We start from the raw sequence: 21,475 nt of genomic DNA on the forward strand, positions 1-21,475 counted from the left end.
GATATATTTTTTCTTTTACAATTCTCTTTGTGCAAATAGAAAGAAACGGGGGATTGCGGTGAGAAGAGGTCAAATGATAATAGGGGCTTTGGCGTGTTTAATTGCGAGTATGTCATGGGGAGCGATGTTTCCAGTTGCTGATCATGCGCTAGAATACATAGATCCATTTTATTTTTCGCTTATTCGCTATGGAGCAGTGGCGATAATGCTGATTGTATTGTTGTTAGTGAAAGAAGGAAAACAGGCATTTTGTTTAGAGGGAAGAGGAAAGTTACTCGTCTTTTTTGGAACGATGGCATTTACAGTATATAATGTCCTCATATTTTCAGGGCAAATGTTAATGGGTAAGTCGGGTGTAATGGTAGCTTCCATTATGGAAGCACTTATGCCGATGATTTCTATTTGTATTTTATGGGGATATAAGCATATAAAACCGAAGAAGTATATGATAACGAGTATGGTTATTGCTTTTGTAGGAGCTGTGTTTGTTATTACAAAGGTGACATGAGTTTCTTTGTAACATTGAAAGATAATATGTTCCCATTAGCATTTATATTTATTGGTGTTGTAGGGTGGGTTATTTATACGATGGGTGGTCAAACTTGTAGTGATTGGTCAACATTACGCTATTCTACGTTGACGTGTGTATTCGGTACGACTGTTACAGGAATTATAACGGTAATTATTACGTCGCTTGGATATATTTCAGTTCCGAGTATGGGAACGATTTCTATTGTGAAATATGATTTGTTATTTATGATGACATTGCCAGGTATTGTAGCGCTACTTGCTTGGAACTATGGTGTGAAAATTTTATCATCCATTAATGGGATTTTATTTATTAATTTTGTACCAATTACGACTTTAGCTATTATGATGATGCAAGGGTATCAAATCACAATGTTTGATATTATAGGGACTGTACTTGTTATTGCAGCGCTTATTCGCAATAACGTTTGTCAGAGAAAAGAAGAAAATATAAATAAGAGAGTTTTACAAGAAGAACAATTACGTCAAGCTGTTTAATAGGCAAATGGAGGATTTCACATGTTAGAAAGTTTATTGTTTTTCTTTGCCGTCGGAGTTGCCTGTGAGCTTGCAGCAATTAATCGAAATGGTCGTAAAAAGATAAAACAACAAGCTGAGCTGATACAGCTTTTAAAAGAATTGAAAGAAAGAAAAAATTAAAAAGACGACCGGGCATAGACGGTCGTCTTTTTCTATATAAAGGGGAAAGGGGACACAAAGTTATACAAGCGTAGCAGCGTAAATGAAAGCAGTAAGAAGAAGAGAGCCGCTAGCTAATCCTAAAAAATCTAATTTGTTAAAAGTAATGTTATTCATAATACATTCTCCTTACTTGTTTAATGCAGAATCAACAGCTTTTGCATCGAAAAGAGCCGATAATACCATGCCCATTGTATTTAAGAAATTGTTCGTTTTCATTTTGTTCATCATATTGATCCACTCCTTTTCGAATAATTGTTGCCCTGTTTCTGACTTAATTGTATGAAATATAGTAAGAAGTAACTATCGAATTAGCTTACAAGAAAATTACACTTTTGTAAGAATTGAAATTTAACAATTCATCCTTAATTTTATTACCAACTCCTAAAACTTAGTGTTATAATTATTGTAAGAATATGATTATACTTCGGATGTTTAGAAAGGAACGAAATAAATGTATAAACCAATTACATTTTTGTTGAAATATATATTTAAAACAGCTGGGAAAGTAGAAGTACAAGGAAGAGAAAAGCTACCAGAAGGTGGACCGTATGTTGTTGCATGTACACATACAAGTTTTATGGATGTATTAATGTTAGCTACAGGGATGTATCCAACTCAAATTCATTACATGGCCAAAAAAGAATTATTTGAAGGGAAATTCAAAAATTGGTTCTTTAAAAATGTAAATGCATTCCCTGTAGATCGTGCGAATCCAGGGCCAAGTACACTTAAAATTCCATCACGTTTATTAAAAGAAGGAAAGGTAGTAGGGATTTTTCCGAGTGGAACAAGATCAGCGGAAGATGTTTCATTAAAAGCGGGTGCTGTGACAATTGCGATGCGTTCTAATGTTCCGTTAGTACCAGCAGCTTATGTTGGTCCATCAAGTGTAAAAGAATTAATAAAGGGGAAAAAGGCACAATTGATTTTTGGAGATCCAATTCAAATTGAGGCTGGAGAACAACTAGATCGAAAAACCGCTATGAAAATGATGACAGATCAATTAAATGAGAAGTTTGAGGAGTTAAAAGAAGCTTTGCAATCAAATCAAAAATAAGAAAAGACGACCGGGCATAGACGGTCGTCTTTTCTATTACTATTTATAATAAAGGGGAAAGGGGACACAAAGTTATACAAGCGTAGCGGCGTAAATAAAAGCAGTAAGAAGAAGCGAGCCACTAGCTAGTCCTAAAAAATCTAATTTGTTAAAAGTGATGTTATTCATAATATATTCTCCTTACTTGTTTAATGTAGAAGCAACAGCTTTTGCGTCGATAAGAGCGGAAAATACCATGCCCATTGTATGTAAGAAATTGTTCGTTTTCATTTTGTTCATCATATTAATCCGCTCCTTTTCGAATAGTTGTTACCTTGTTTCTGACTTAATTGTATGAAATGTTGCGGAAAGTCACTATCGAATTAGCTTACAGAAAAATTACACTTTTGTAAGAGAAACGAATGAAGGTGTAATGATAAGAAGATTTGACATATGTTCATGGGATTCATTAAGTTAAAGATAGAGGTGAGTGTATGGCTAATATTAAAGATATCGCAAAGATGGCGGGAGTTTCAGTTACGACTGTTTCGAGAGTGTTGAATGATCACCCATATGTAAGTGAAGAAAAAAGAAAAGCGGTTATAGAGATAGTTGAGAAATTGAATTACTCGCAAAACGCAAATGCTGTTCATTTATCAAAAGGGAAGACGAATATTGTTGGTGTAATTCTACCTTACATTAATCACCCGAGCTTTGATGCAATGGTAGGGGGAATGATGGAGGGAGCGTTAACTCATAATTACAGGGTGCTACTTTGCCAAACGAATTATAATAAAAAAGAAGAAATGAAAAGTTTACATATGTTAAAAACAAAACAATTGGATGGTCTTATTATTTGTTCACGTGCAAATGATTGGGAAACGATAGAACCGTATGCTTCTTACGGCACAATAATTGCTTGTGAAGATAATGATATTTCAAACATCTCAAGTGTATATACGAATCATTCAGCGGCCTTTCAATTAGGAATGGATTATTTGATTGAGAAAGGTTATAAAAAAATTGGTTATTGTACGGGAAGAAAATTAGGGCCGAGTAGTCAAAAGCGTTTTGATGTTTATAAACAGCAATTGCAATCTATAGACGAAGAGGTTAATGAAGAATGGATTTTTACAGAATGTTTTACACTAGAAGATGGTGTGAAAGTGGCTCATAAGTTAAAAGAGATGCAGGATCTTCCTGAAGCATTAATAGTAGCAGGTGATGAAGTTGCGATTGGGGTTATGACAGAAGTTGAAAAATTAGGGATTCAAGTTCCTGAGGATTTAGCGATTATTGGCTTTGATAATCAACCTATCTCGCAAGTGTTACAATTGACAACTATTGATCAAAATTTAAAGGAGATAGGGAAAACTGCTTTTGAAATGTTGCATAGAAAAGTGAATGACGAGAGTTCTGAACAAGAAAAGCTGGAAATTCCATACGAACTTGTGGAACGCTCTACAGTTTAATCGTAATCCGTTATGTGTATAATCGCATAACGGATTATTTTTTTTGAAATATCTTTGACAGGAAACGCGTTTCATACTTTATAAAGGAGTTAAACCGGTCTGTAATAATCCATGGATTCTTTTCAAGTGTTAATGCAGTGAATAGAATTTGGAGGAATATGCATGAATGAACTTTTATCGAGTATGAAAAAGTATGTAGATGATGATGAAAAGATTCTGGCTTTTGTGGTAGGGATATTTGAGAAGGATAATTTTATATTATCGTATCAACATGGGGTTTTTGTTGCCACTACTAGACGTCTCCTTTTTTACGGGAAATTTCCGTACTATTCTTCAACATTTAAAGAGTATTCATATTTGCATATAGATAGCATAGATTTTCATCCGTATTTTGAATTTACTTGTAGTCATGAAACCATTCGCGCTAAGTATATTCAGAAAGGGAATGTGGAGCGATTTGTCCGTGCAGTTAGAGCAAATATGAATAATTAATCAACCCTCTGTTTAAACATAATATTTCAATTTTTAAGAGGGAAAATGCGGAATAAAAACCACTTCTAAACCTCTAGGAGATAGTGATACAATGTCAAATGGGGGGAGGGTATGAACTATGGTTAATCAACGTATAAAGGAAATAACACTAATTACAATTGGTTCATTATTATTCGCAATTGGTATTAATTACTTTGCAATTCCAAACCGTTTATCGGAAGGTGGAATTATTGGTTTAACGGTTGTTACGTACTACTTATTTGATTGGTCACCAGGAATTGTGAACTTTGCTATAAATGCAATTTTACTAGCTGTTGGTTATAAATTTTTTGATAAGAAAACAATGATTTATACAATTTTAGGGATTGTAGAAACATCTTTGTTTTTATACGTTACAGAACATATTGAGTATCATGTAAATAGTGATACATTATTAGCAGCTTTATTTGCTGGTTTATTTGTGGGTATTGGATTAGGCTGTATGTTCAAAGCCGGAGGTACATCGGGAGGATCAGCAATTTTAGCTCAGTTAGCAAATCAATATTTAGGTTGGAGTGTAGGGAAAGGCGTACTAATTATTGATATTGTTGTAATTGCTGGTTCTGTATTTATAATAGGGCAAGAAAAGGCGATGTATACACTTGTGGCTGTGTTCATTGGAGCGAAGGTGATTGATTTCATTGTAGAAGGAATGGACACAAAAACGGCTGTTACGATTATTTCGAATCAACCAGATTTAATTCGTGAAGCTATTACGAAAAATATGACACGCGGTGTTACTGTATTAGAAGGGCGCGGCGGATATACTGGTAAAAATAAAGAAGTTTTATATGTTGTTATTAATAAACAAGAGCTTGTTAAGTTAAAACAAGTTATTAGCCGGGTAGATGAAGATGCTTTCGTTGTTATACATGATGTACGTGATGTACTTGGCGGTGGCTTTAAAGCAAGCTAAAAGGTGAACGAGTAAATTCGTTCACCTTTTTTAATTCTTACAAAAATGTAAGTGTAATGTAATGAGATTCAATAGTAGATTTTATTCCCCCTTTTTAAAATGGATGTATATATATCCTGCAGAGGAGGAATGTTTATTATGAAGAAAAAAATGATCACTACTATAATAGCGATGATAGTGATAGTAGTAATGTTACTGCCTACGAAACTTGGACCGGTTATCGATAAATATAATCCACTGTATAAGACGAAAGAATACTATACGGTTGTGAATACAATTGGTCAGCATATCGGTGATGAGTGGTATGAATATGAATTTATTGCATTCGATGAACGTGGTAGAGAGCAGAAAATAAAGAAAACGGTTAAGCATATGTTAAAGAGAGATGAAGCATTAAAGGTTTTTGCAAAAGGGCGTTACGGTGAGTCCATTGAAGAGATTGAGGTTGCAAATATTCCTATAAATGCGAAGAGTAAACTTTTAACGGTGAGATAGCGAATATACCCCCATCTATTTTTTGTCGAAAATAAAAATACTGGGTAAGGGTATTTTTAAGATTAACAAAAAAGCCTTAGTCCATATAGACTAAGGCTTTTTTTATTATATAAAGGGGAAGGGGGTACATTGTAGTAGCATGGGTGAAAGGTATAAGAAGAGTAGCTACTAGCAATGTAATTTGGTTATGTGATTGTTCTTCTTATTTGGCTTACTTTCTAACTTTATTGTACGAAATATAAGTAAGGAGAACTATCGAATTACATTACACATAACTTACAAACATGTAAGCCTTCTGTAATGTAATTCGATAGTTAAAAGATAGTAATTTTCATATAGTGTAAATAGAAAGTCTCAATGTATTACTTTCTATTTGTAATGAAGAATGAAAAACCAACTAATTTTTAATAATCCTCATCTGAATAAAGATGGGGATCTTTTTTAAACCTTACAACATTGTAAGGTTTACGTAAGTTAATTCGATAGTAAATTTGTCATATTTTTTGCATAATAGATACAGATAGAAAAATAATTAGGGATCTAGTAAGAAGGGAGAAAAATGGGATGCGTAAAGAAGAAGTAGTGAAGTTACCAATTAAAGATTTCTGTAGCTACTTTACTGTTGCCGTAGTGTGTATTGGATTATTTGATATCATAACAAACTTAATTGTTAAATAATATAGATGCTAAAACAAGAAAGGAAGTCCTTTCTTGTTTTTTTTATGGGGGCATAAAGATGAAATGGATTGATAGTCATATACATGTTGATCAATATAAGGATGAAGAGAAGAGCAGATTACTAAAAAAGGTGGAAAATAGTAAGGAAATAAAGGGGCTTATTGCGGTATCTATGAATTATCAATCTTGTAAGGAAACGTTATCTTTAGCGAAGAAGTATCCCTTTATATATCCAGCGATAGGGTTTCATCCAGAGCAACAGATTCATAAAGAAGAGTGTGAACAGATTTATCAACTTATTGAACAGAACGCAGAGGAAATTGTTGCGATTGGTGAAGTAGGTTTGCCCTATTATTTGAGAAAAGAAGATGAAAGAATTGCTGCAGATCCATACATAGCTGTATTGAAAAAATTTATAGAACTAGCTAGTAAGTATAATTTGCCGATTGTATTACACGCAGTTTATGAAGATGCTGACATTGTATGTGATTTGCTAGAGAAATATAAAGTTTCACGTGCACACTTCCATTGGTTTAAAGGAAGCGATGAAACAATGAAACGGATGATGAGAAATGGTTATTATATTTCGATTACACCGGATGTTTTACATAAGGAGAAGATTAGAAAAATCGTTTCGTATTATCCGCTTGAATATATGATGGTAGAAACAGATGGTCCGTGGGAATTTCAAGAAGATGTTATAATGCACCCAAGAATGATTCGAGAGGTATTAAAGGAAATTAGTTCTATAAAAAACATATCCATTGATAAGGTCGCAGAAACAATATATGAAAATACAAGTCGATTTTATTTGAAAGGATAGGAGAATTATAGTTTTAATCATGTAACGGAAAAAGTAAAAGTTGAATGTATTTAGTAAAATGCCACGGTTTGATATAGGACAAAAAACCACCAAGCGTTCCGCTCGGTGGTTTTGTATTAGGATTCTAATTTTTTCGCACGTTTTAATAATAAAAGAAAGACAATGATAACGAACCCTAGTATAAGGAAGAAGCCATATTGCTTTATATAATCAATTATGTCATTCGCACTGGTTGGTTTTTCAACGTGAATGCCGTCTTTATTCGTCGTAATATGAATATCTTTCATTTTTACTTCATTCTTTTCCTTTTGTAAATCAATCCATTCTATATTTGGAATACTTTCTAGATCCTTTAATACTTCTTTTAATGGTTTCACACCTAAGTAAGGATGATAGAATGCTCCAATAATCCCATCGGATAATTTAGAAACAGATAGAGCACGTTCTTTCATTTTAGCAATAGTTTGTGGCTTATCTTCTTCAATAAATCCGACTGTTTCAGGCAATAGTTTCATTCCATGTAAAAATGACGGAGTACTTGTATAATATGGTGAGTGCATGGATTTCCAAGTTGTATCATTTAACTGTAGTTGTCCTACATAAGTTGAAAAGTATCTTGATAATATTTCATATCCTTTTTGAGACATCGTGTAATGAGGTGCTTCAAAGGCAACAGGATATAGTTTAGCAGCTACAAGTTCTTGAATTCCTTTTTCGATATGATCTTTCGTATATTTTTCCTCAAACTCTTCCCCTTTTTTTACATATTGGTTATATGCCTCTATATTTGGAAAGTCATCTTTTGTCTTCGGTTTTTCATGCTTCGGTTGGCGAATTGGTTGATCTGTTTTTACATCCCAAAATTCAAAGCCCTCACCTGTTTCGCTGTCATAAAATTGGTGAGTATAACCATGCATAATAATTGCTGCACCATCATCTTGCATAGATTGTAAAAGATCGACTAGTTCGGGTTTATCTTTTAGATGTAGTGTTTTACCTGTATCTGGATCTGCATATACAGGAATAACAGTGATCATGTAAGGAATCTTCTTCTCTTTTAGTAATTCAGCAATTTCTTTCAATTGATTTATATCTGCTGCTGGGTGAACATCCTCAAGACGTAAATAAGCTAATTTTTTATTGGTTTCGGGTTTTTGCTGAAAATAAGAAAATAGGCTTTCGCCAATATAATAAGATATCCAATCAAAGAGGTTAGAAGTTGCTACATAATAAGAATTATTTTGCTGTACAATTAATGGATAAGTATTATTTCCTCTTAAAGCATGTGCGAGAATTGTTCCGTTTGTATCAAGTTGTTTAATTGATCTTTCTTCTTCTAATATATTCTTTAATTTACGTGTTGGATATTCAATTGTATCAGAGTTTATATCTTCATTTTTAAGTGTGATAAATGAAAAACGAGTAGATAACTGTTCTATATTTTGACCTAAAACTAGTAATGGTCCTGGGAAGCCTTCTAGAAATTCCTTTGCTTCGGTAGAAAGTTCTTCTTGTTTTTCACCCATGTAAATAACATGTGTATACGAAGAGTTATCAGTTATTTCAGCTAACTGTTTTATGTTTTTAATTGTTATATTATTAGTGAAATGACCTACTTGTGTATTAAGTATTTGGATATCGCTTGTAATTTGATCATCGTTTGAACTGTATAAAATAAGGGTTTTTGGTTGTTCAGTTTTTTGTGCGGAAATAGGGACAGGAATTAATAGTAGTAAACTAAATAAGAGTAACAGCCATTTTTTTATATTATTATTCTCCTAGTTTATATTTAGAATTCAATTTACAATTATATACAATAAATGCGTTATAGTCTATGAAAGTTACATTTTTGCACGTATTTACCAGCTGTTTTTTCACAAAATCGGTCTAAAGCATGATGAAAATATATATAGTTATTTGCTATGATAAAAGAGTAATAGAATGTAGGTAATTGTAAAGGGAAGGCTGAAAGGGGACAAATTTCAGCGGAGAAAGAGGTAGAGGTAGTGAAGAAATTCTTTGTAGGATTTTTAGTTGTTCTTGGAGTATATTTATATTTCCAAGGAAAGTCTGAAGGAATGGATAAGCTAGTGAATGGAACAAGCTATGTTGATTCAGAAGAAGCAAAACAGATGAAACAAATCATTATAGAGGAAGCGAAGAAAGTAAATCTTCCGGAATGGATACCTCTTGCAATTGCTGAGCATGAAAGTCGATTAAATCCAAGGAGTGTTGGAGATAATGGAACTTCATTCGGATTGTTTCAACTACACCGCGGCGGCGGGCTTGCACCAGAACATTTAACTGATGATGAGCTAAAAGATCCACGTACAAATGCACAAATTGCAATGCCGCATTTGATGAAAGGATATAAGCGCGGGGTGCAAAAAGGTTTGACTGATTTTGCATTACTGAAATATATAGCGAATACATCTGGATGGCCAGGGAATTTAGGGCCGGAGTGGACGGATAATAACATGAAGTATAACATCGGATTAGAAGATGTGTACTATCGAAATAAAGGTGTAATAAAAGAGTAGGTTTTGATACCTACTCTATTTTTTTTGATAATCGTGTCATTTTGTGAAATACTCCGCTAGTTGTATTTTTACGTCTTCTAGTTTTGTAGAAACTTGAGGTATTTTATATCCTACATACAGCGGTGAAACGACAAACCTAGGAACAACTTTACAAATAATTTTTCCATTTAAGTAATAGAAGAATAAGTTATAACTACTGCATCCTTTATGAAAATCTGTCAGTATGTAACGTACAGTTTGCTGAATGTAATTTGCCATTTCATCTATATATGAAATATTATCAATGATTATATTGAATTCAGTGAAGCCGATAATGGGACGCTCTGAAATATTAAGCTCAATGCGTTCATTTTTTTGAACAATTACTCCTTGGAAATTTTCCTCTTCAATATTTTCAAGATAATCTACATATTTCATTCCGATAATTTGCATGTGTGCATGATGCAAACGTCCACCTGAAAATGGACCGTGATTTTTATATAAAATCACAGATGCGAACTCCTTGTTTTTCTGTAAGTGTAACCAATGTTGAATAGAAAATTGCATTAATTTCCGCATATGTTCTTCTGTATATGTTGCGATATGATCTTCGCAATTATCGGTTTCGATTAACACTGTTTGAAATGTATCTTGTAATGTAGGAAATTTATTTTTCAACCAAATAATAGAACCATCAGTTGCTAAAATATCCGTTAAATGTTCTTTATCGCAAAATGGACATGCAGCGCTTCTATTCCGAATACTTTCTGGTTTTTGTTTACCGATATCGTTTAAAAAATATAGTTGTTGTGTATCCATTTGTATATATGCCCCTTTAAAATATGTGTAAAAATCCCGCTTAATACATTCGGGAAAAGGAGAAGGAAATCCTCTAAAGGAAATATGGAAAAAATAAAAGACAAGATATCCTCATTACGATAGGGTACCTTGTCTTTTATTTTTTCTCTAATAGTGTGTATGGATAATATAGAACATTTTCATTATTTTTCTTTTTTCTATTTTTTATTGTGTATAAAGTAATTGCTGTGCTTGCAATTATAATAATGGCTTTCCTCATATTCATATACCCCTTTTTATTGTTGGTTTAATTCTTGGCTAACTGCTTTTGCATCGACTAAAGCGTGTAAAATCATTTTCACCATGTTTATCATATTTCTTCACTCCTTTTTATAGTTCATTTAGTTCTTTTACAACTGCTTGTCCGTTCACTAATACCTCAAAGATTGCTTTTACGATTTCTTTCATCATGTTTGTTTCCTCCTTTTGTTTGTCTCTCTTGTTTACATCTTTATTGTATAGGGAGGCATCTTTTCGTACTATCGCTTTCCATTACGTGAACATAACAGTTTTGTAAGATTTGATGTCACTTATTGAAATGTTTAGTCTATCTTCATTATTTTCAGAAAAATGACTATTCAAACATGAAATTGGAAAGTATAATAAAGAAGTAAGTATTAAATTCCGTACGAAAGGGGTGAATGAGATGAAACGTTCTTTAGCTGCACGTGCCAAGTTTTTAGATTTTATCTATTTTTGTCGTGCGATTTTTCATGATGTAGTTGTTAACGGGATACGTATGCCCTTTTTTAACAATTGCATAGTGACTATTGAACGATAGAAATCTCTTCACCCATTTTTAATAAACGTGTGAAAAGGGAGCTATTTGGCTTCCTTTTTCTATGCCGAAAACCATGGGGAATGTTTCTTTCTCATGGTTTTTTATATTGAAAGGAGTACGGAAAATGACTATTTGTAGTGTAAATAATGTAACGAAATCTTTTGGTGGAAACACTATATTTGAAAATATATCGCTTGAAATAAAGAATGGTGAACGTGTTGGATTAGTTGGTCGTAACGGTAGTGGGAAGACAACAATCTTTGGGCTTCTAACGGGAATGGAGAGTTTGGATGCAGGAGCCATTCATATGAAGAAAGGTACACGTATTGGTCATGTCGCACAAATTCCGAAGTTTGATGAGGCTATGACTGTATATGATGTATTGAGTTCTGCTTTTAAAGTAGAAAAGGAATTAGAAAAAGAAATGCATGCTTTAGAAAAAAATATGGCGGTGGAACAGGAACAATCTGCTTTGGAAAAGCTAATGGAGAGGTACGGAGTCATTCAAGAAAAATTTGCGTTTCTCGGTGGTTATGAAATCGAGGCAAATATAATGAAGGTAGCAAATGGCTTACAAGTGACAGACTTATTTTCAAGAGTATTTACGGAATTAAGTGGAGGAGAACAGACGAAAGTAAGCCTTGCATATATGCTATTGCAGAAACCAGATTTACTTCTATTAGATGAACCAACAAATCATTTAGATTTATTTGCAGTTGAATGGTTAGAGCAATTTTTAAAAGAATACACTGGAACAGTTATGGTTATTTCACATGATCGTTATTTCCTTGATGAAGTTGTAACGAAAATTTTTGATTTGGAAGATGGAGAGATTCACGTGTACCATACGAATTATTCTCAGTTCGTTGAGGAGAAGGAAGAAAGATTACTTCAAGAGTTTCAAGCTTATCAGGAGCAACAAAAGAAAATAAAGAAAATGAAAGAAGCAATTAAGCGTCTACGTGAATGGGCAAATCAAGCGAACCCTCCGAATGAAGGATTGCATAAAAGAGCGAGAAATATGGAACGTGCGTTAGAACGTATAGAGAAATTAAAGAGGCCAATTTTAGAACGAAAACAGATGGGTCTTCAGTTTGAAGGGCAAGAGAGAAGCGGGAAAGATGTTGTTGTAATGAAAGAAGTGAGTAAAGGTTTTGCTGGCCGACCTTTATTTGAACAAGCGAATTTACATGTTCGTTTTCAAGAGCGTGCGGCTATCGTTGGTCGTAATGGTACAGGAAAGACTACATTATTAAAACTACTATTAAAAGAAATAAATCCAGACGTTGGTGAAATTCGAATTGGTAGTAGTGTCAAAATTGGTTATTTATCACAGCATACGTATGGAAATGTGAAGAGTAATGTATTGGAAGCGTTTAGAGAGTATGTAGCTGTAACAGAAGGAGAAGCAAGACATATATTGGCTAATTTTTTATTTTATGGTCCAGCAGTATTTAAGAAAGTAACGCAACTGAGCGGTGGAGAAAAAATGAGGTTAAGACTTGCGCAACTTATGTATCAAGACATCAATTTTCTAATTCTAGATGAGCCGACAAACCATCTTGATATTGAATCAAGGGAAGTTTTAGAGGAAGCCCTTGAGCAATATAATGGAACAATCCTAGCTGTTTCACATGATCGTTATTTTTTAAATAAGTTATTTGAAAAGACGTACTGGATTGATGAATGTAAATTATTTGAGTTTGCAGGAAACTATGCATGGGCTCGTCAAAAATGGGAAGAAAAGCTTGAGAAGCAAGTAATAAAGCAAAAACGCCAAGGGAGAAAGAGTGTTGAAATGGTTCCAGTAAAAGAGAAAAAAGCTAGGAATCTTGAAGAGATTGAAAATGAGTTAATGCATGTAGAAGAAGATATATATGCAATAGAATGTGAAATGGAACATGTAGCTAATGTTGAAAGACTTGAAAAATTATATGAGGAAAAAACGATGAAAGAGTTGTTACGAGCGAAGTTATATAGTGAGTTAGAGAATATTGTGGAGTAAAGAGTAGAAAGCCACTTCCTTTCAGTTTTGCTGGAGGAAGTGGCTTTTTCATAATAATATTTTGCTTTAAAGATTAAATGAAGCGATGTGTTTCACGTGAAACAGTAACTTAGATAAATCCGTGTTCCTCAATTTGCATAGCTTGTGAAGCGTATGAAATGATAAGGTGAAAAATAAATGTCATTAGTGGCTTTTCAATAGGAGTAATCACAAAAACAAAGGCTAACTATTTCCCGAGAGATAAAGTGAAACTTTAATCAGTGGGGGGTTACTGCCCGGCAAATAGCGGGATAAATATGTGTAACAGAGACTAGTGATTGAAAACGAAAAGAGAGCAAAGTTACAGCTTTACGCGCTGAACTCTGCTCTCTTTCTGCGTGGCATCTTCTCTTGTTGAAATTATAATAGCGATCCCGAGCATGATAAAAAAAGCTAAAAAGAGGACGAACTTTGGGAAGAACGGGAATAGTAATAGCGCCCCGACTATCATAATTGTTAATAATACGTAGTGCAGGACGTATTGGAATAGGTTGTCCATATTTTCGCCCCCTTTTTGGTAATTGGTTATTAGTATTCTATGTTTCATGCTGAAGAAATAGAAGTAGATTTTTAAGTTTTTAATACGAATTATAGCTGAGTTTTCTTAAAGTATAAGGATAGAGTGATAATTTTGGGAAAATTCTCAAAATATTTATTTAGAAAGAATTGACATAATATACTGAACGATATAAGCTAATAACCATAAAGTCTACCGGAAAAGTCGGAATAAGATTGTTACCCCTCAAAAACATCTATTTTTTTCTGATTAAAACCGACTTTTCCGATTGGCTATAAATGTGCTGTGGGAGGCATACATAAGCTAATAAGTTCAAAGGGTATAACTATTAAAAAGTTAGGGTGGGGACAATGAAGAAAAAGACAAAAAAATGGGCTGGTGTATTTTCAGTATTAATGAGTAGTTCGCTTCTGTTGTCTGCTTGTGGGGGACAGGAGGACTCGGCTTCTACAGAGCCGGTTAAACAGCAGGATTTAAAAAATGTAAAAGTTGAAAAGATTGCTGCTACAGATAAGACAAAGGTGCCTGATAAGGCAAAAAATAGAAAAGATACTTTTATTTCAGGTATCTCCAAGCCTGGGGGAGTTTTCTTACCTTACTTTCAAGAGAATGGTTGGGATGGTAATGTGACATCGGTTATATTTGCTTCTCTTGTTACAACAGATAAACAAGGAAAACCGATACCGGATCTTGCTGAGAAGTGGGATGTTTCTTCAGACCAATTAACATATACATTTCATTTACGTAAAGACTTGAAATTTAGTGATGGATCGCCATTAACTGCCGACGATGTAGCATTTACATTAACACTTCTACATGATAAAGCATATGAAGGCGGCGATGATATTTCACAATATGTAATTAAAGGTGGAAAAGAATATAAAGAAGGAAAAGCGACGTCTATTGAAGGAATTCAAGTTGTTGATCCACAAACAATTAAAATTACGACTGAAAAAGTTAACTCACAAGCGCTAATTGCTTTAGGTGGTCCAGTATTATCGAAAGCTTATTATGGAAAAGAGTATAAACAAAATACTAGTTTAGATTATTTAAAAGAGTTATATGGAAAACCGATAGCTGCGGGGCCATATAAGTTCGAAAAGTATATACCAGGACAGGAAGTTCGTTTTATAGCAAATGAAAATTATTATGCAGGTAAACCAAAAATTCAAAACTTTATTTATAAAATTACTTCACCGGATACCAAGTTCCAATTATTCCAAACAGGTGAGATAGATTATACAGGAGTAGGTTATGGGGATGAAATTTTAGAACAAGTGAAGAGTTTGCAGTTTGCAAATGTTGAAATAGAGACGGCTTCTTCATTTAGTTATATAAGAATGAATAGTAAAAAACCGTATTTAAAAGATAAGAAAGTTCGTCAAGCTCTTATTTATGGTTTGGATCGTAAAAAGTATGTAGATACAGCTTTTAAAGGATACGGTACAGTAGCTAATGTTCCAATTCATCCAACATCTTGGGCTTATACAGAAGAGGGGATTAATAAGTACGAATATAACTTAGATAAGGCGAAGAAATTATTAGATGAAGCTGGATGGAAAGCTGGTTCAGACGGAATTCGTGAAAAAGATGGTCAAAAGCTTAAATTAACGTATTATGGTGCAAGCTCGGCAAAAGACGGTGATTTATTTATTCCGATTGCAAAAGAGAACTATAAAGAATTAGGCGTTGAATTTAACCCTGAATTTATGGACTTTAATACGATGCTGTCAAAAGTAAAAAAAGGAGATTATGATTTAGCTTCTGTTGCAACACCAATTACAACAGATCCAAGTGAAACTGTAGGTGGCTACTCCTCGGATGGTGATGATAATACCCTAGGATATAAAAATGAAAAAGTAGATGCATTAATTAAAAAGGGACTTGAAACTGTAGATATTGAAAAACGTAAACCGATTTATAAAGAACTATACAAAGAATTAAGTGATGATCCGCCAGTAATTTTATTGAATTATCGTAGAGTCATCACAGCTTACAATGGAAACATTAAAGGAATTGATCCTGAGAAGTATGACAGTATTAGTTCGAACTCGCCAGTATTATCTATTGAAAAATAACGAGAAGAATGTATAAGTAGAAGACATTTTTTCATTCAGCTAGTAATATGCTGATTCGAAAAAATGTTCTTCTATTTTAAGCATAAGATTGGAGAGGAAAAGGGTGAAGACGTATATCGTTCGTAGGTTGTTACAAATGATTCCTACAGTATTTGGAACATCAATTGTTATTTTCTTCCTGTTTGCACTTCTTCCGGGGGATTATATTGATTCAAATCCTAAGATTACACCACAAAGAGCAGCAGAGCTTAGGGAATTGTATGGATTAAATAAGCCAATTATTGAGCGTTATTTTCATTGGTTAGGTAATGCATTGCAAGGAGATTTTGGTTTCTCGCTTCAATATCAAGAACCTGTAACATCATTATTAAATAAATTTATTTGGAATTCTTTTAGTGTAGCAGTTATTGCGTTATTTTTTATTTGGCTAATTGCACTTATTATCGGTGTATTCTCGGCGACGAAGCAACATTCTTTATTCGATAAGCTTGTAACAATTGGTATCTTTGCGGCAATGTCATTTCCTTCATTTTTTATTGGTTTGTTTCTAATTAAGGTGTTCGCAGTGGATCTTAAATTATTGCCGATAGGTGGAATGATTGATGTTGGCAGTAATTCAACAGGATTTGCTTACGTGATAGAAGTTGCAAAACATATGATTTTACCAGTATTTATTTTGACACTTCTTGGGGTCGGCTCGCTAACTCGTTATTTTAGAACAAGTATGTTAGAGGTTGTAAGACAAGATTACATACGAACAGCAAGAGCGAAAGGTTTGAAGGAGAAGACGGTTATTTATAAGCATGCATTAAAAAATGCAATATTACCGGCAATTACGTTATTAGCATTTGAATTACCAGGTTTGTTTTCAGGAGCGATTATTATTGAACAAATTTTTAACTGGCCAGGGATTGGTAGTATTCAATTAGAGGCATTAAATTTCCGCGATTATACAGTGTTAATGGCATTTACGATGTTTCTTTCTTGTTTAACAATTGTTTCGAATTTTTTCGCAGACATTGTATATGCAGTTGTTGATCCACGTATTCGGTTGAATTAAGGGGGGAATGAGATGGAAACTGTTACAGCGATTACAGAGAAAAAAGAAAAGAAGAAAAGGAAAAATGAATCATCACCGTGGCGACAGGCTCTTAAAAAGATAAAAAGAAATAAGATGGCACTCGTAGGATTGTATGCATTAATTTTTATGTTTTTATTTTGTTTTATTGGTCCTTTCTTTTCACCATATGCATCAGGGAAAATACAAGTTGCACTAATTAACAAACCACCTAGTTTTTCTCATTGGCTTGGTACAGACCAATTAGGAAGAGATATTTTAACGAGACTAATGCAAGCGGGACGGATTTCATTAACTATCGGCATAGCTTCAATGGTTTTATCAGTGATACTAGGAGCTGTATTAGGAGCGATTGCAGGTTTTTATCGTGGTATTGTGGACAATATTATTATGCGGCTTGCAGATATTTTAATGTCGATGCCAGGATTACCGTTACTTATTATAATGGGTGCGATTTTATCAGAGTGGAAAGTACCGTCTGATTATCGTTTATATGTCATTATGATTATTTTAAGTTTAGTAGGTTGGCCAGGGCTTGCTCGCCTTGTAAGAGGGCAAATTTTATCACTTAGGGAGCAAGCATTTATGCAAGCTGCGGATGTGTTAGGAATAAAAGATTACCGGAAAATTATATATCACTTAATACCTAATGTTTTACCCATTTTAATTGTCGTATCTACATTAGGTGTTGCGGGTTCTATTTTGGGAGAATCCGCGCTAAGCTACTTAGGTCTCGGCGTCGTCCCACCTACGCCATCATGGGGGAACATGATTAGCGCAGCTAACTCATTAATTGATTTCCAAAAGCGTCCGTGGTTATGGATTCCGCCTGGTTTTGCAATCTTTATAACAGTTGTATCAATTAATTTACTTGGTGATGCACTTCGTGATGCGTTAGATCCAAAGATGAGACGGTAGGTGAGAAGGTATGAGTAGAGCGGTAGTAGAGCTAAAAGACTTACAAACACACTTTCAAACGGAGGAAGGGACAGTGAAGGCTGTAAACCATGTTAGCTTTGCTGTTCGAGAAGGTGAAACGGTTTGTGTAGTAGGAGAATCAGGTTGCGGGAAGAGTGTAACGGCTTTATCTATTATGGGGCTTATTGCTGAATCTGGCAGTGTAGTAGGTGGAGACATTTTATATGAAGGAAAAAGTCTTTTAGGAATGAAAGAGAAAGAACTTCGTAGTTTACGAGGCAATGATATTGCGATGATTTTCCAAGAACCGATGACATCGCTAAATCCGGTCTTCACTGTAGGTGAGCAAATTGTAGAAACGCTAAGGGAGCATGAATTACTTAGTAAAAATGAAGCGTATAAGAAAGCAATTGAGTTAATTCGTAAAGTTGGCATAGCCCGTGCTAATGAAATTGTTCATTCTTATCCGCATGAATTGAGCGGTGGGATGTTACAACGTATTATGATTGCTGTTGCGCTTAGTTGTAATCCTAAGTTATTAATTGCAGATGAACCAACAACAGCTCTTGATGTTACGATTCAAGCTCAAATATTGGATTTACTAAGACAAGTGAAAGAAGAATTTAAAACGTCGATCTTATTAATTACACATGATTTAGGTGTCGTAGCAGAAATGGCTGATTACGTTGTCGTTATGTATGGCGGGAAAGTTATTGAAGAAGCTCCAGTACTAGAGATATTCCAAAATCCAAAACACCCTTATACGAAAGGATTGTTGAAATCAAAACCAGTAATGGGAAAACGAATAGATAAACTATATTCTATTCCAGGGCAAGTTCCGAATTTAGTTGGTTTAGGTGAGTTTTGCTACTTTAGTGGGCGTTGTGAGCATTGTATGGAAATATGTGAAAAAGAAGCCCCAAATCTAAATGTAAATGATGAAAATCATAAAGTAGCTTGCTGGTTATATGAGGAGCGTGCGGAACGATGAGTGAACCATTATTAGAGGTGAAAAACCTAAAGACATACTTTCCAATTAAAGGTGGCATATTTAGTAGAACGATTGGGCATGTAAAAGCAGTTGATGGAGTAAGTTTTACTATTAATAAAGGTGAAGTGTTTGGTCTCGTTGGCGAATCAGGGAGCGGAAAAACAACGATAGGAAAAACAATTTTACGTCTCGTTCAAAAAACGGAGGGGGAAGTGAAGTTTAAAGGGAAAGATGTTCATTCTTTATCCAAGGATGAATTGAGAAAACATCGCCCTAATATGCAGCTCGTTTTCCAAGATCCATTTAGCTCATTAAATCCGAGAATGAGAATTGGTGAAGCGCTTGGAGAGCCGATGTTGGCCCACGGATTAGCGACGAAAGAAAATGTTCGTGAAAAGGTAATTGAAGTATTGGAGTTATGTGGCTTAGCTCCTTATCATATTGACCGGTATCCCCATGAGTTTTCTGGTGGACAACGTCAGCGTATCGTAATCGCAAGGGCTATGGTATTAAATCCAGAATTCATTGTAGCTGATGAACCTGTGGCGGCACTAGATGTATCTATCCAAGCACAAATTATTAATTTATTTAGTGAGTTACAGGAGAAAAAGGGATTATCTTATTTATTCATTTCACATGATTTGAGTGTAGTAGAACATTTATGTACGAAAATCGGAATTATGTATTTAGGTACAATTGTGGAGACGGCGCCGCGTGATGAGTTATTTACCAATCCGCTACATCCGTATACAAAAGCATTGTTATCAGCTGTTCCAATACCAGATCCAACAGTGAAGCGAGAGCGAATTATACTAGAAGGGGATATTCCAAGTCCAGCAAATCCACCTTCGGGTTGTCGTTTTCATACACGTTGCCCGTTTGCAACAGATGTTTGTAAAAAAACAATACCAGAATTTCGTAATGTTGGTGATGATCATTTTGTTTCTTGTCATCATGTATAAAAAAAGGACTCTTTCAAATGGAAAGAGTCCTTTTTTTATTTACTAGATGAAGTTTGTTTCAATACAAATTGCTCGATTGCGTGAGAAACACCATGTTCATTGTTTGTTAATGTTACAACATCACATAGTTTTTTTACATCTTCTTCAGCGTTGCCCATTGCAACAGATAAGCCTGCTACTTCTAACATTGGTACATCATTAAAATTATCACCAATAGCAACTGTATCTTCAATAGGGATATTAAAATGAGCTGCCATCTGCTGTAGCCCGTTTCCTTTATGTCCATTCTTATCCATAATTTCTAAGTTAGTAGGAGCTGATGCTGTAACCATAATATCAGCGTCTTCTTGTAACACGCTTAATAGCTGTGCGCGATGCGCTGCATTAAATGTTGAAATGAAGAATTTAGATATTTCTAGTTCTTGGTTATTTACAACATCTTCTATTTTTTTGAAATCGGTAATTAGGTTCGATTTCTTTTGCTTTTCTGTAATTCGTTCAAGCTCCTCTAATGTAACATCGAGCGCATGCTTATTTTCTTCGAACGCTTGCATCACTTGATCTTGCCATGTATATGGAGAATAAACTCCTTTATTCGTATATAGCTTATATGGGAAACCTTCAGATTCTAGTAATTTTGCAAGTTTGTACACTTTGTCGTTTTGTATACAACGAGAGTTAATTACTTTTCCATCCACATAAACAATAGCCCCATTGCTTGCTCCGACTGGAAGAGATAATTTATATTCTTCCAATAGCTTTAAAGCATCCTCTTTCGCACGACCAGAACAAATCATTACAATATGACCAGCTTCTTGTGCAGTTTGGATTGCTTGTAGGTTTTCTTTGGAGATTTCAAGATTAGATGATAGTAGTGTACCATCCATATCTAATGCGATTAATTTCAAAATGACCACCTCTTTGTTTTTATTATACATAGTTATATAGAGGAAACATATAAACTTATCTTGGAAAGACGGTATTTTATCTCATATTAAAAGTAAGTAAAGATTAGATAGGTTTAGTGTCACTAAATAAACTGTTTGTAACAAAAATAGAGAGGAGGATGACTATATTTCACTTTATGACTGTAATATTACACGAATGTTACAAACGTGAGTTTAGTGAAAAGCGCATTAAATAAAGGTTTTCAGGGATTATTATAAAAAAACGTAAAAAAAGTGTAATAAATTTCACGTTATTATATTGCAACGTAACAATAGTTATGTTACATTAATGTTACAAACGTTACGTTATCAAATTTAATGTAACGTTAACATAAAAACTATGAAATAAACATTTCTTAGAAATTACATATAGATAACTTATGAAAAGGGAGGATAAATGATATGAAAGAGCAAGTATTACAAGTAACAAAAGGTGACTTCGTAGGATCAGCAAGTGGAGCGGTAGTATTAACAGCATTAATCGTATTTCTATCAAGCGTATTAGTATAATAGAAACTTTGTAACAAAAGAAAAAGAAGGGAGAATGAAAGATATGAAAGAGCAAGTATTACAAGTAACAAAAGGTGACTTCGTAGGATCA

General features: G+C 34.1%; 24 protein-coding genes and 1 pseudogene. 18 read left to right on the top strand and 7 right to left on the bottom strand.

Going from position 1 to position 21,475, the window contains the following annotated elements:
• Positions 1 to 58 precede the first annotated feature (58 nt).
• Both ACQRBL_RS00945 and ACQRBL_RS00950 read left to right on the top strand, forming a co-directional pair.
• Positions 59 to 1,026 (top strand): annotated as a pseudogene (locus ACQRBL_RS00945) (DMT family transporter).
• Between the two features lie 21 nt (positions 1,027 to 1,047).
• Positions 1,048 to 1,188, top strand: a complete 141-nt coding sequence (locus ACQRBL_RS00950) for a YrzO family protein (RefSeq protein WP_000894065.1) — start codon at positions 1,048 to 1,050, stop codon at positions 1,186 to 1,188.
• 60 nt (positions 1,189 to 1,248) lie between these two features.
• Here the strand turns inward: ACQRBL_RS00950 and ACQRBL_RS00955 are convergent, their stop codons facing one another.
• Complete coding sequence (locus tag ACQRBL_RS00955) at positions 1,249 to 1,344, bottom strand: DUF3948 family protein (RefSeq protein ID WP_001060007.1); 96 nt, start codon at positions 1,342 to 1,344, stop codon at positions 1,249 to 1,251.
• A gap of 337 nt (positions 1,345 to 1,681) precedes the next feature.
• On the opposite strand from ACQRBL_RS00955, the gene ACQRBL_RS00960 reads away from it, so the two are divergent.
• Positions 1,682 to 2,287, top strand: coding sequence for a lysophospholipid acyltransferase family protein (locus ACQRBL_RS00960; protein WP_411996336.1), 606 nt, complete (start codon positions 1,682 to 1,684; stop codon positions 2,285 to 2,287).
• A 72-nt stretch (positions 2,288 to 2,359) separates the two neighbouring features.
• On the opposite strand, the gene ACQRBL_RS00965 is transcribed toward ACQRBL_RS00960, so the two are convergent.
• Positions 2,360 to 2,455 (bottom strand): DUF3948 family protein, encoded by a 96-nt coding sequence (locus tag ACQRBL_RS00965; RefSeq protein WP_001060007.1) that lies wholly within the window; start codon positions 2,453 to 2,455, stop codon positions 2,360 to 2,362.
• A 305-nt stretch (positions 2,456 to 2,760) separates the two neighbouring features.
• Between ACQRBL_RS00965 and ACQRBL_RS00970 the strand changes: the two genes are divergently transcribed.
• The 5 genes from ACQRBL_RS00970 (at position 2,761) to ACQRBL_RS00990 (ending at position 7,181) form a co-directional block, all read left to right on the top strand.
• A complete protein-coding gene (locus ACQRBL_RS00970) occupies positions 2,761 to 3,738 on the top strand; it encodes a LacI family DNA-binding transcriptional regulator (RefSeq protein WP_065481522.1) in 978 nt (325 codons plus the stop codon).
• A gap of 162 nt (positions 3,739 to 3,900) precedes the next feature.
• Complete coding sequence (locus ACQRBL_RS00975) at positions 3,901 to 4,230, top strand: PH domain-containing protein (RefSeq protein ID WP_001004245.1); 330 nt, start codon at positions 3,901 to 3,903, stop codon at positions 4,228 to 4,230.
• Between the two features lie 118 nt (positions 4,231 to 4,348).
• Complete coding sequence (locus ACQRBL_RS00980; RefSeq protein WP_000248045.1) at positions 4,349 to 5,185, top strand: YitT family protein; 837 nt, start codon at positions 4,349 to 4,351, stop codon at positions 5,183 to 5,185.
• A 138-nt stretch (positions 5,186 to 5,323) separates the two neighbouring features.
• Positions 5,324 to 5,680 carry a YxeA family protein gene (locus ACQRBL_RS00985; RefSeq protein ID WP_000728426.1) on the top strand — a complete coding sequence of 119 codons (357 nt, stop codon included), beginning with the start codon at positions 5,324 to 5,326 and terminating at the stop codon, positions 5,678 to 5,680.
• Positions 5,681 to 6,416: 736 nt separating this feature from the next.
• The gene (locus tag ACQRBL_RS00990) at positions 6,417 to 7,181 is read left to right on the top strand and encodes a TatD family hydrolase (protein WP_411996335.1); all 765 of its coding nucleotides are present in this window, start codon (positions 6,417 to 6,419) and stop codon (positions 7,179 to 7,181) included.
• A 116-nt stretch (positions 7,182 to 7,297) separates the two neighbouring features.
• Here the strand turns inward: ACQRBL_RS00990 and ACQRBL_RS00995 are convergent, their stop codons facing one another.
• Entirely contained in the window at positions 7,298 to 8,947 is a 1,650-nt protein-coding gene (locus ACQRBL_RS00995; protein ID WP_411996350.1) for a DUF2334 domain-containing protein, read from the bottom strand.
• 240 nt (positions 8,948 to 9,187) lie between these two features.
• Between ACQRBL_RS00995 and ACQRBL_RS01000 the strand changes: the two genes are divergently transcribed.
• A complete protein-coding gene (locus ACQRBL_RS01000; protein ID WP_000713249.1) occupies positions 9,188 to 9,721 on the top strand; it encodes a transglycosylase SLT domain-containing protein in 534 nt (177 codons plus the stop codon).
• Between the two features lie 36 nt (positions 9,722 to 9,757).
• On the opposite strand, the gene ACQRBL_RS01005 is transcribed toward ACQRBL_RS01000, so the two are convergent.
• Positions 9,758 to 10,519: a DUF4931 domain-containing protein gene (locus ACQRBL_RS01005; RefSeq protein WP_411996334.1), complete on the bottom strand. Its 762-nt coding sequence runs from the start codon at positions 10,517 to 10,519 to the stop codon at positions 9,758 to 9,760.
• A 136-nt stretch (positions 10,520 to 10,655) separates the two neighbouring features.
• Positions 10,656 to 10,784 carry a spore coat protein B gene (locus ACQRBL_RS01010; RefSeq protein ID WP_086413782.1) on the bottom strand — a complete coding sequence of 43 codons (129 nt, stop codon included), beginning with the start codon at positions 10,782 to 10,784 and terminating at the stop codon, positions 10,656 to 10,658.
• A gap of 420 nt (positions 10,785 to 11,204) precedes the next feature.
• On the opposite strand from ACQRBL_RS01010, the gene ACQRBL_RS01015 reads away from it, so the two are divergent.
• Both ACQRBL_RS01015 and abc-f read left to right on the top strand, forming a co-directional pair.
• Positions 11,205 to 11,339: an RAxF-45 family protein gene (locus tag ACQRBL_RS01015; protein WP_000830643.1), complete on the top strand. Its 135-nt coding sequence runs from the start codon at positions 11,205 to 11,207 to the stop codon at positions 11,337 to 11,339.
• Positions 11,340 to 11,412: 73 nt separating this feature from the next.
• A complete protein-coding gene (gene abc-f, locus ACQRBL_RS01020) occupies positions 11,413 to 13,344 on the top strand; it encodes a ribosomal protection-like ABC-F family protein (protein ID WP_141526214.1) in 1,932 nt (643 codons plus the stop codon).
• A gap of 340 nt (positions 13,345 to 13,684) precedes the next feature.
• Here the strand turns inward: abc-f and ACQRBL_RS01025 are convergent, their stop codons facing one another.
• On the bottom strand, positions 13,685 to 13,882 hold the full coding sequence (locus ACQRBL_RS01025) for a hypothetical protein (RefSeq protein WP_000369254.1): 198 nt from the start codon (positions 13,880 to 13,882) through the stop codon (positions 13,685 to 13,687).
• Between the two features lie 368 nt (positions 13,883 to 14,250).
• On the opposite strand from ACQRBL_RS01025, the gene ACQRBL_RS01030 reads away from it, so the two are divergent.
• The 5 genes from ACQRBL_RS01030 (at position 14,251) to ACQRBL_RS01050 (ending at position 19,927) form a co-directional block, all read left to right on the top strand.
• Positions 14,251 to 15,978, top strand: a complete 1,728-nt coding sequence (locus ACQRBL_RS01030; RefSeq protein ID WP_053565415.1) for an ABC transporter substrate-binding protein — start codon at positions 14,251 to 14,253, stop codon at positions 15,976 to 15,978.
• Between the two features lie 103 nt (positions 15,979 to 16,081).
• Complete coding sequence (locus ACQRBL_RS01035; protein WP_411996333.1) at positions 16,082 to 17,038, top strand: ABC transporter permease; 957 nt, start codon at positions 16,082 to 16,084, stop codon at positions 17,036 to 17,038.
• Positions 17,039 to 17,050: 12 nt separating this feature from the next.
• Entirely contained in the window at positions 17,051 to 17,974 is a 924-nt protein-coding gene (gene opp4C / locus ACQRBL_RS01040; RefSeq protein ID WP_000451060.1) for an oligopeptide ABC transporter permease, read from the top strand.
• 10 nt (positions 17,975 to 17,984) lie between these two features.
• On the top strand, positions 17,985 to 18,965 hold the full coding sequence (locus tag ACQRBL_RS01045) for an ABC transporter ATP-binding protein (RefSeq protein WP_000085617.1): 981 nt from the start codon (positions 17,985 to 17,987) through the stop codon (positions 18,963 to 18,965).
• Entirely contained in the window at positions 18,962 to 19,927 is a 966-nt protein-coding gene (locus ACQRBL_RS01050; RefSeq protein ID WP_001294500.1) for an ABC transporter ATP-binding protein, read from the top strand. The genes ACQRBL_RS01045 and ACQRBL_RS01050 overlap by 4 nt, the downstream gene beginning before the upstream one ends.
• A gap of 35 nt (positions 19,928 to 19,962) precedes the next feature.
• On the opposite strand, the gene ACQRBL_RS01055 is transcribed toward ACQRBL_RS01050, so the two are convergent.
• On the bottom strand, positions 19,963 to 20,835 hold the full coding sequence (locus ACQRBL_RS01055; RefSeq protein WP_000766425.1) for a Cof-type HAD-IIB family hydrolase: 873 nt from the start codon (positions 20,833 to 20,835) through the stop codon (positions 19,963 to 19,965).
• A 441-nt stretch (positions 20,836 to 21,276) separates the two neighbouring features.
• On the opposite strand from ACQRBL_RS01055, the gene ACQRBL_RS01060 reads away from it, so the two are divergent.
• Together ACQRBL_RS01060 and ACQRBL_RS01065 are read left to right on the top strand one after the other, a co-directional pair.
• Positions 21,277 to 21,384 carry a DUF3948 family protein gene (locus tag ACQRBL_RS01060; RefSeq protein ID WP_000664237.1) on the top strand — a complete coding sequence of 36 codons (108 nt, stop codon included), beginning with the start codon at positions 21,277 to 21,279 and terminating at the stop codon, positions 21,382 to 21,384.
• 43 nt (positions 21,385 to 21,427) lie between these two features.
• A partial coding sequence (locus tag ACQRBL_RS01065; RefSeq protein ID WP_134819041.1) for a DUF3948 family protein occupies positions 21,428 to 21,475 on the top strand: 48 nt, incomplete at its 3' end.

Source organism: Bacillus sp. AF62, from assembly GCF_050312695.1.
Classification (GTDB): Bacteria; Bacillota; Bacilli; order Bacillales; family Bacillaceae_G; genus Bacillus_A; species Bacillus_A cereus.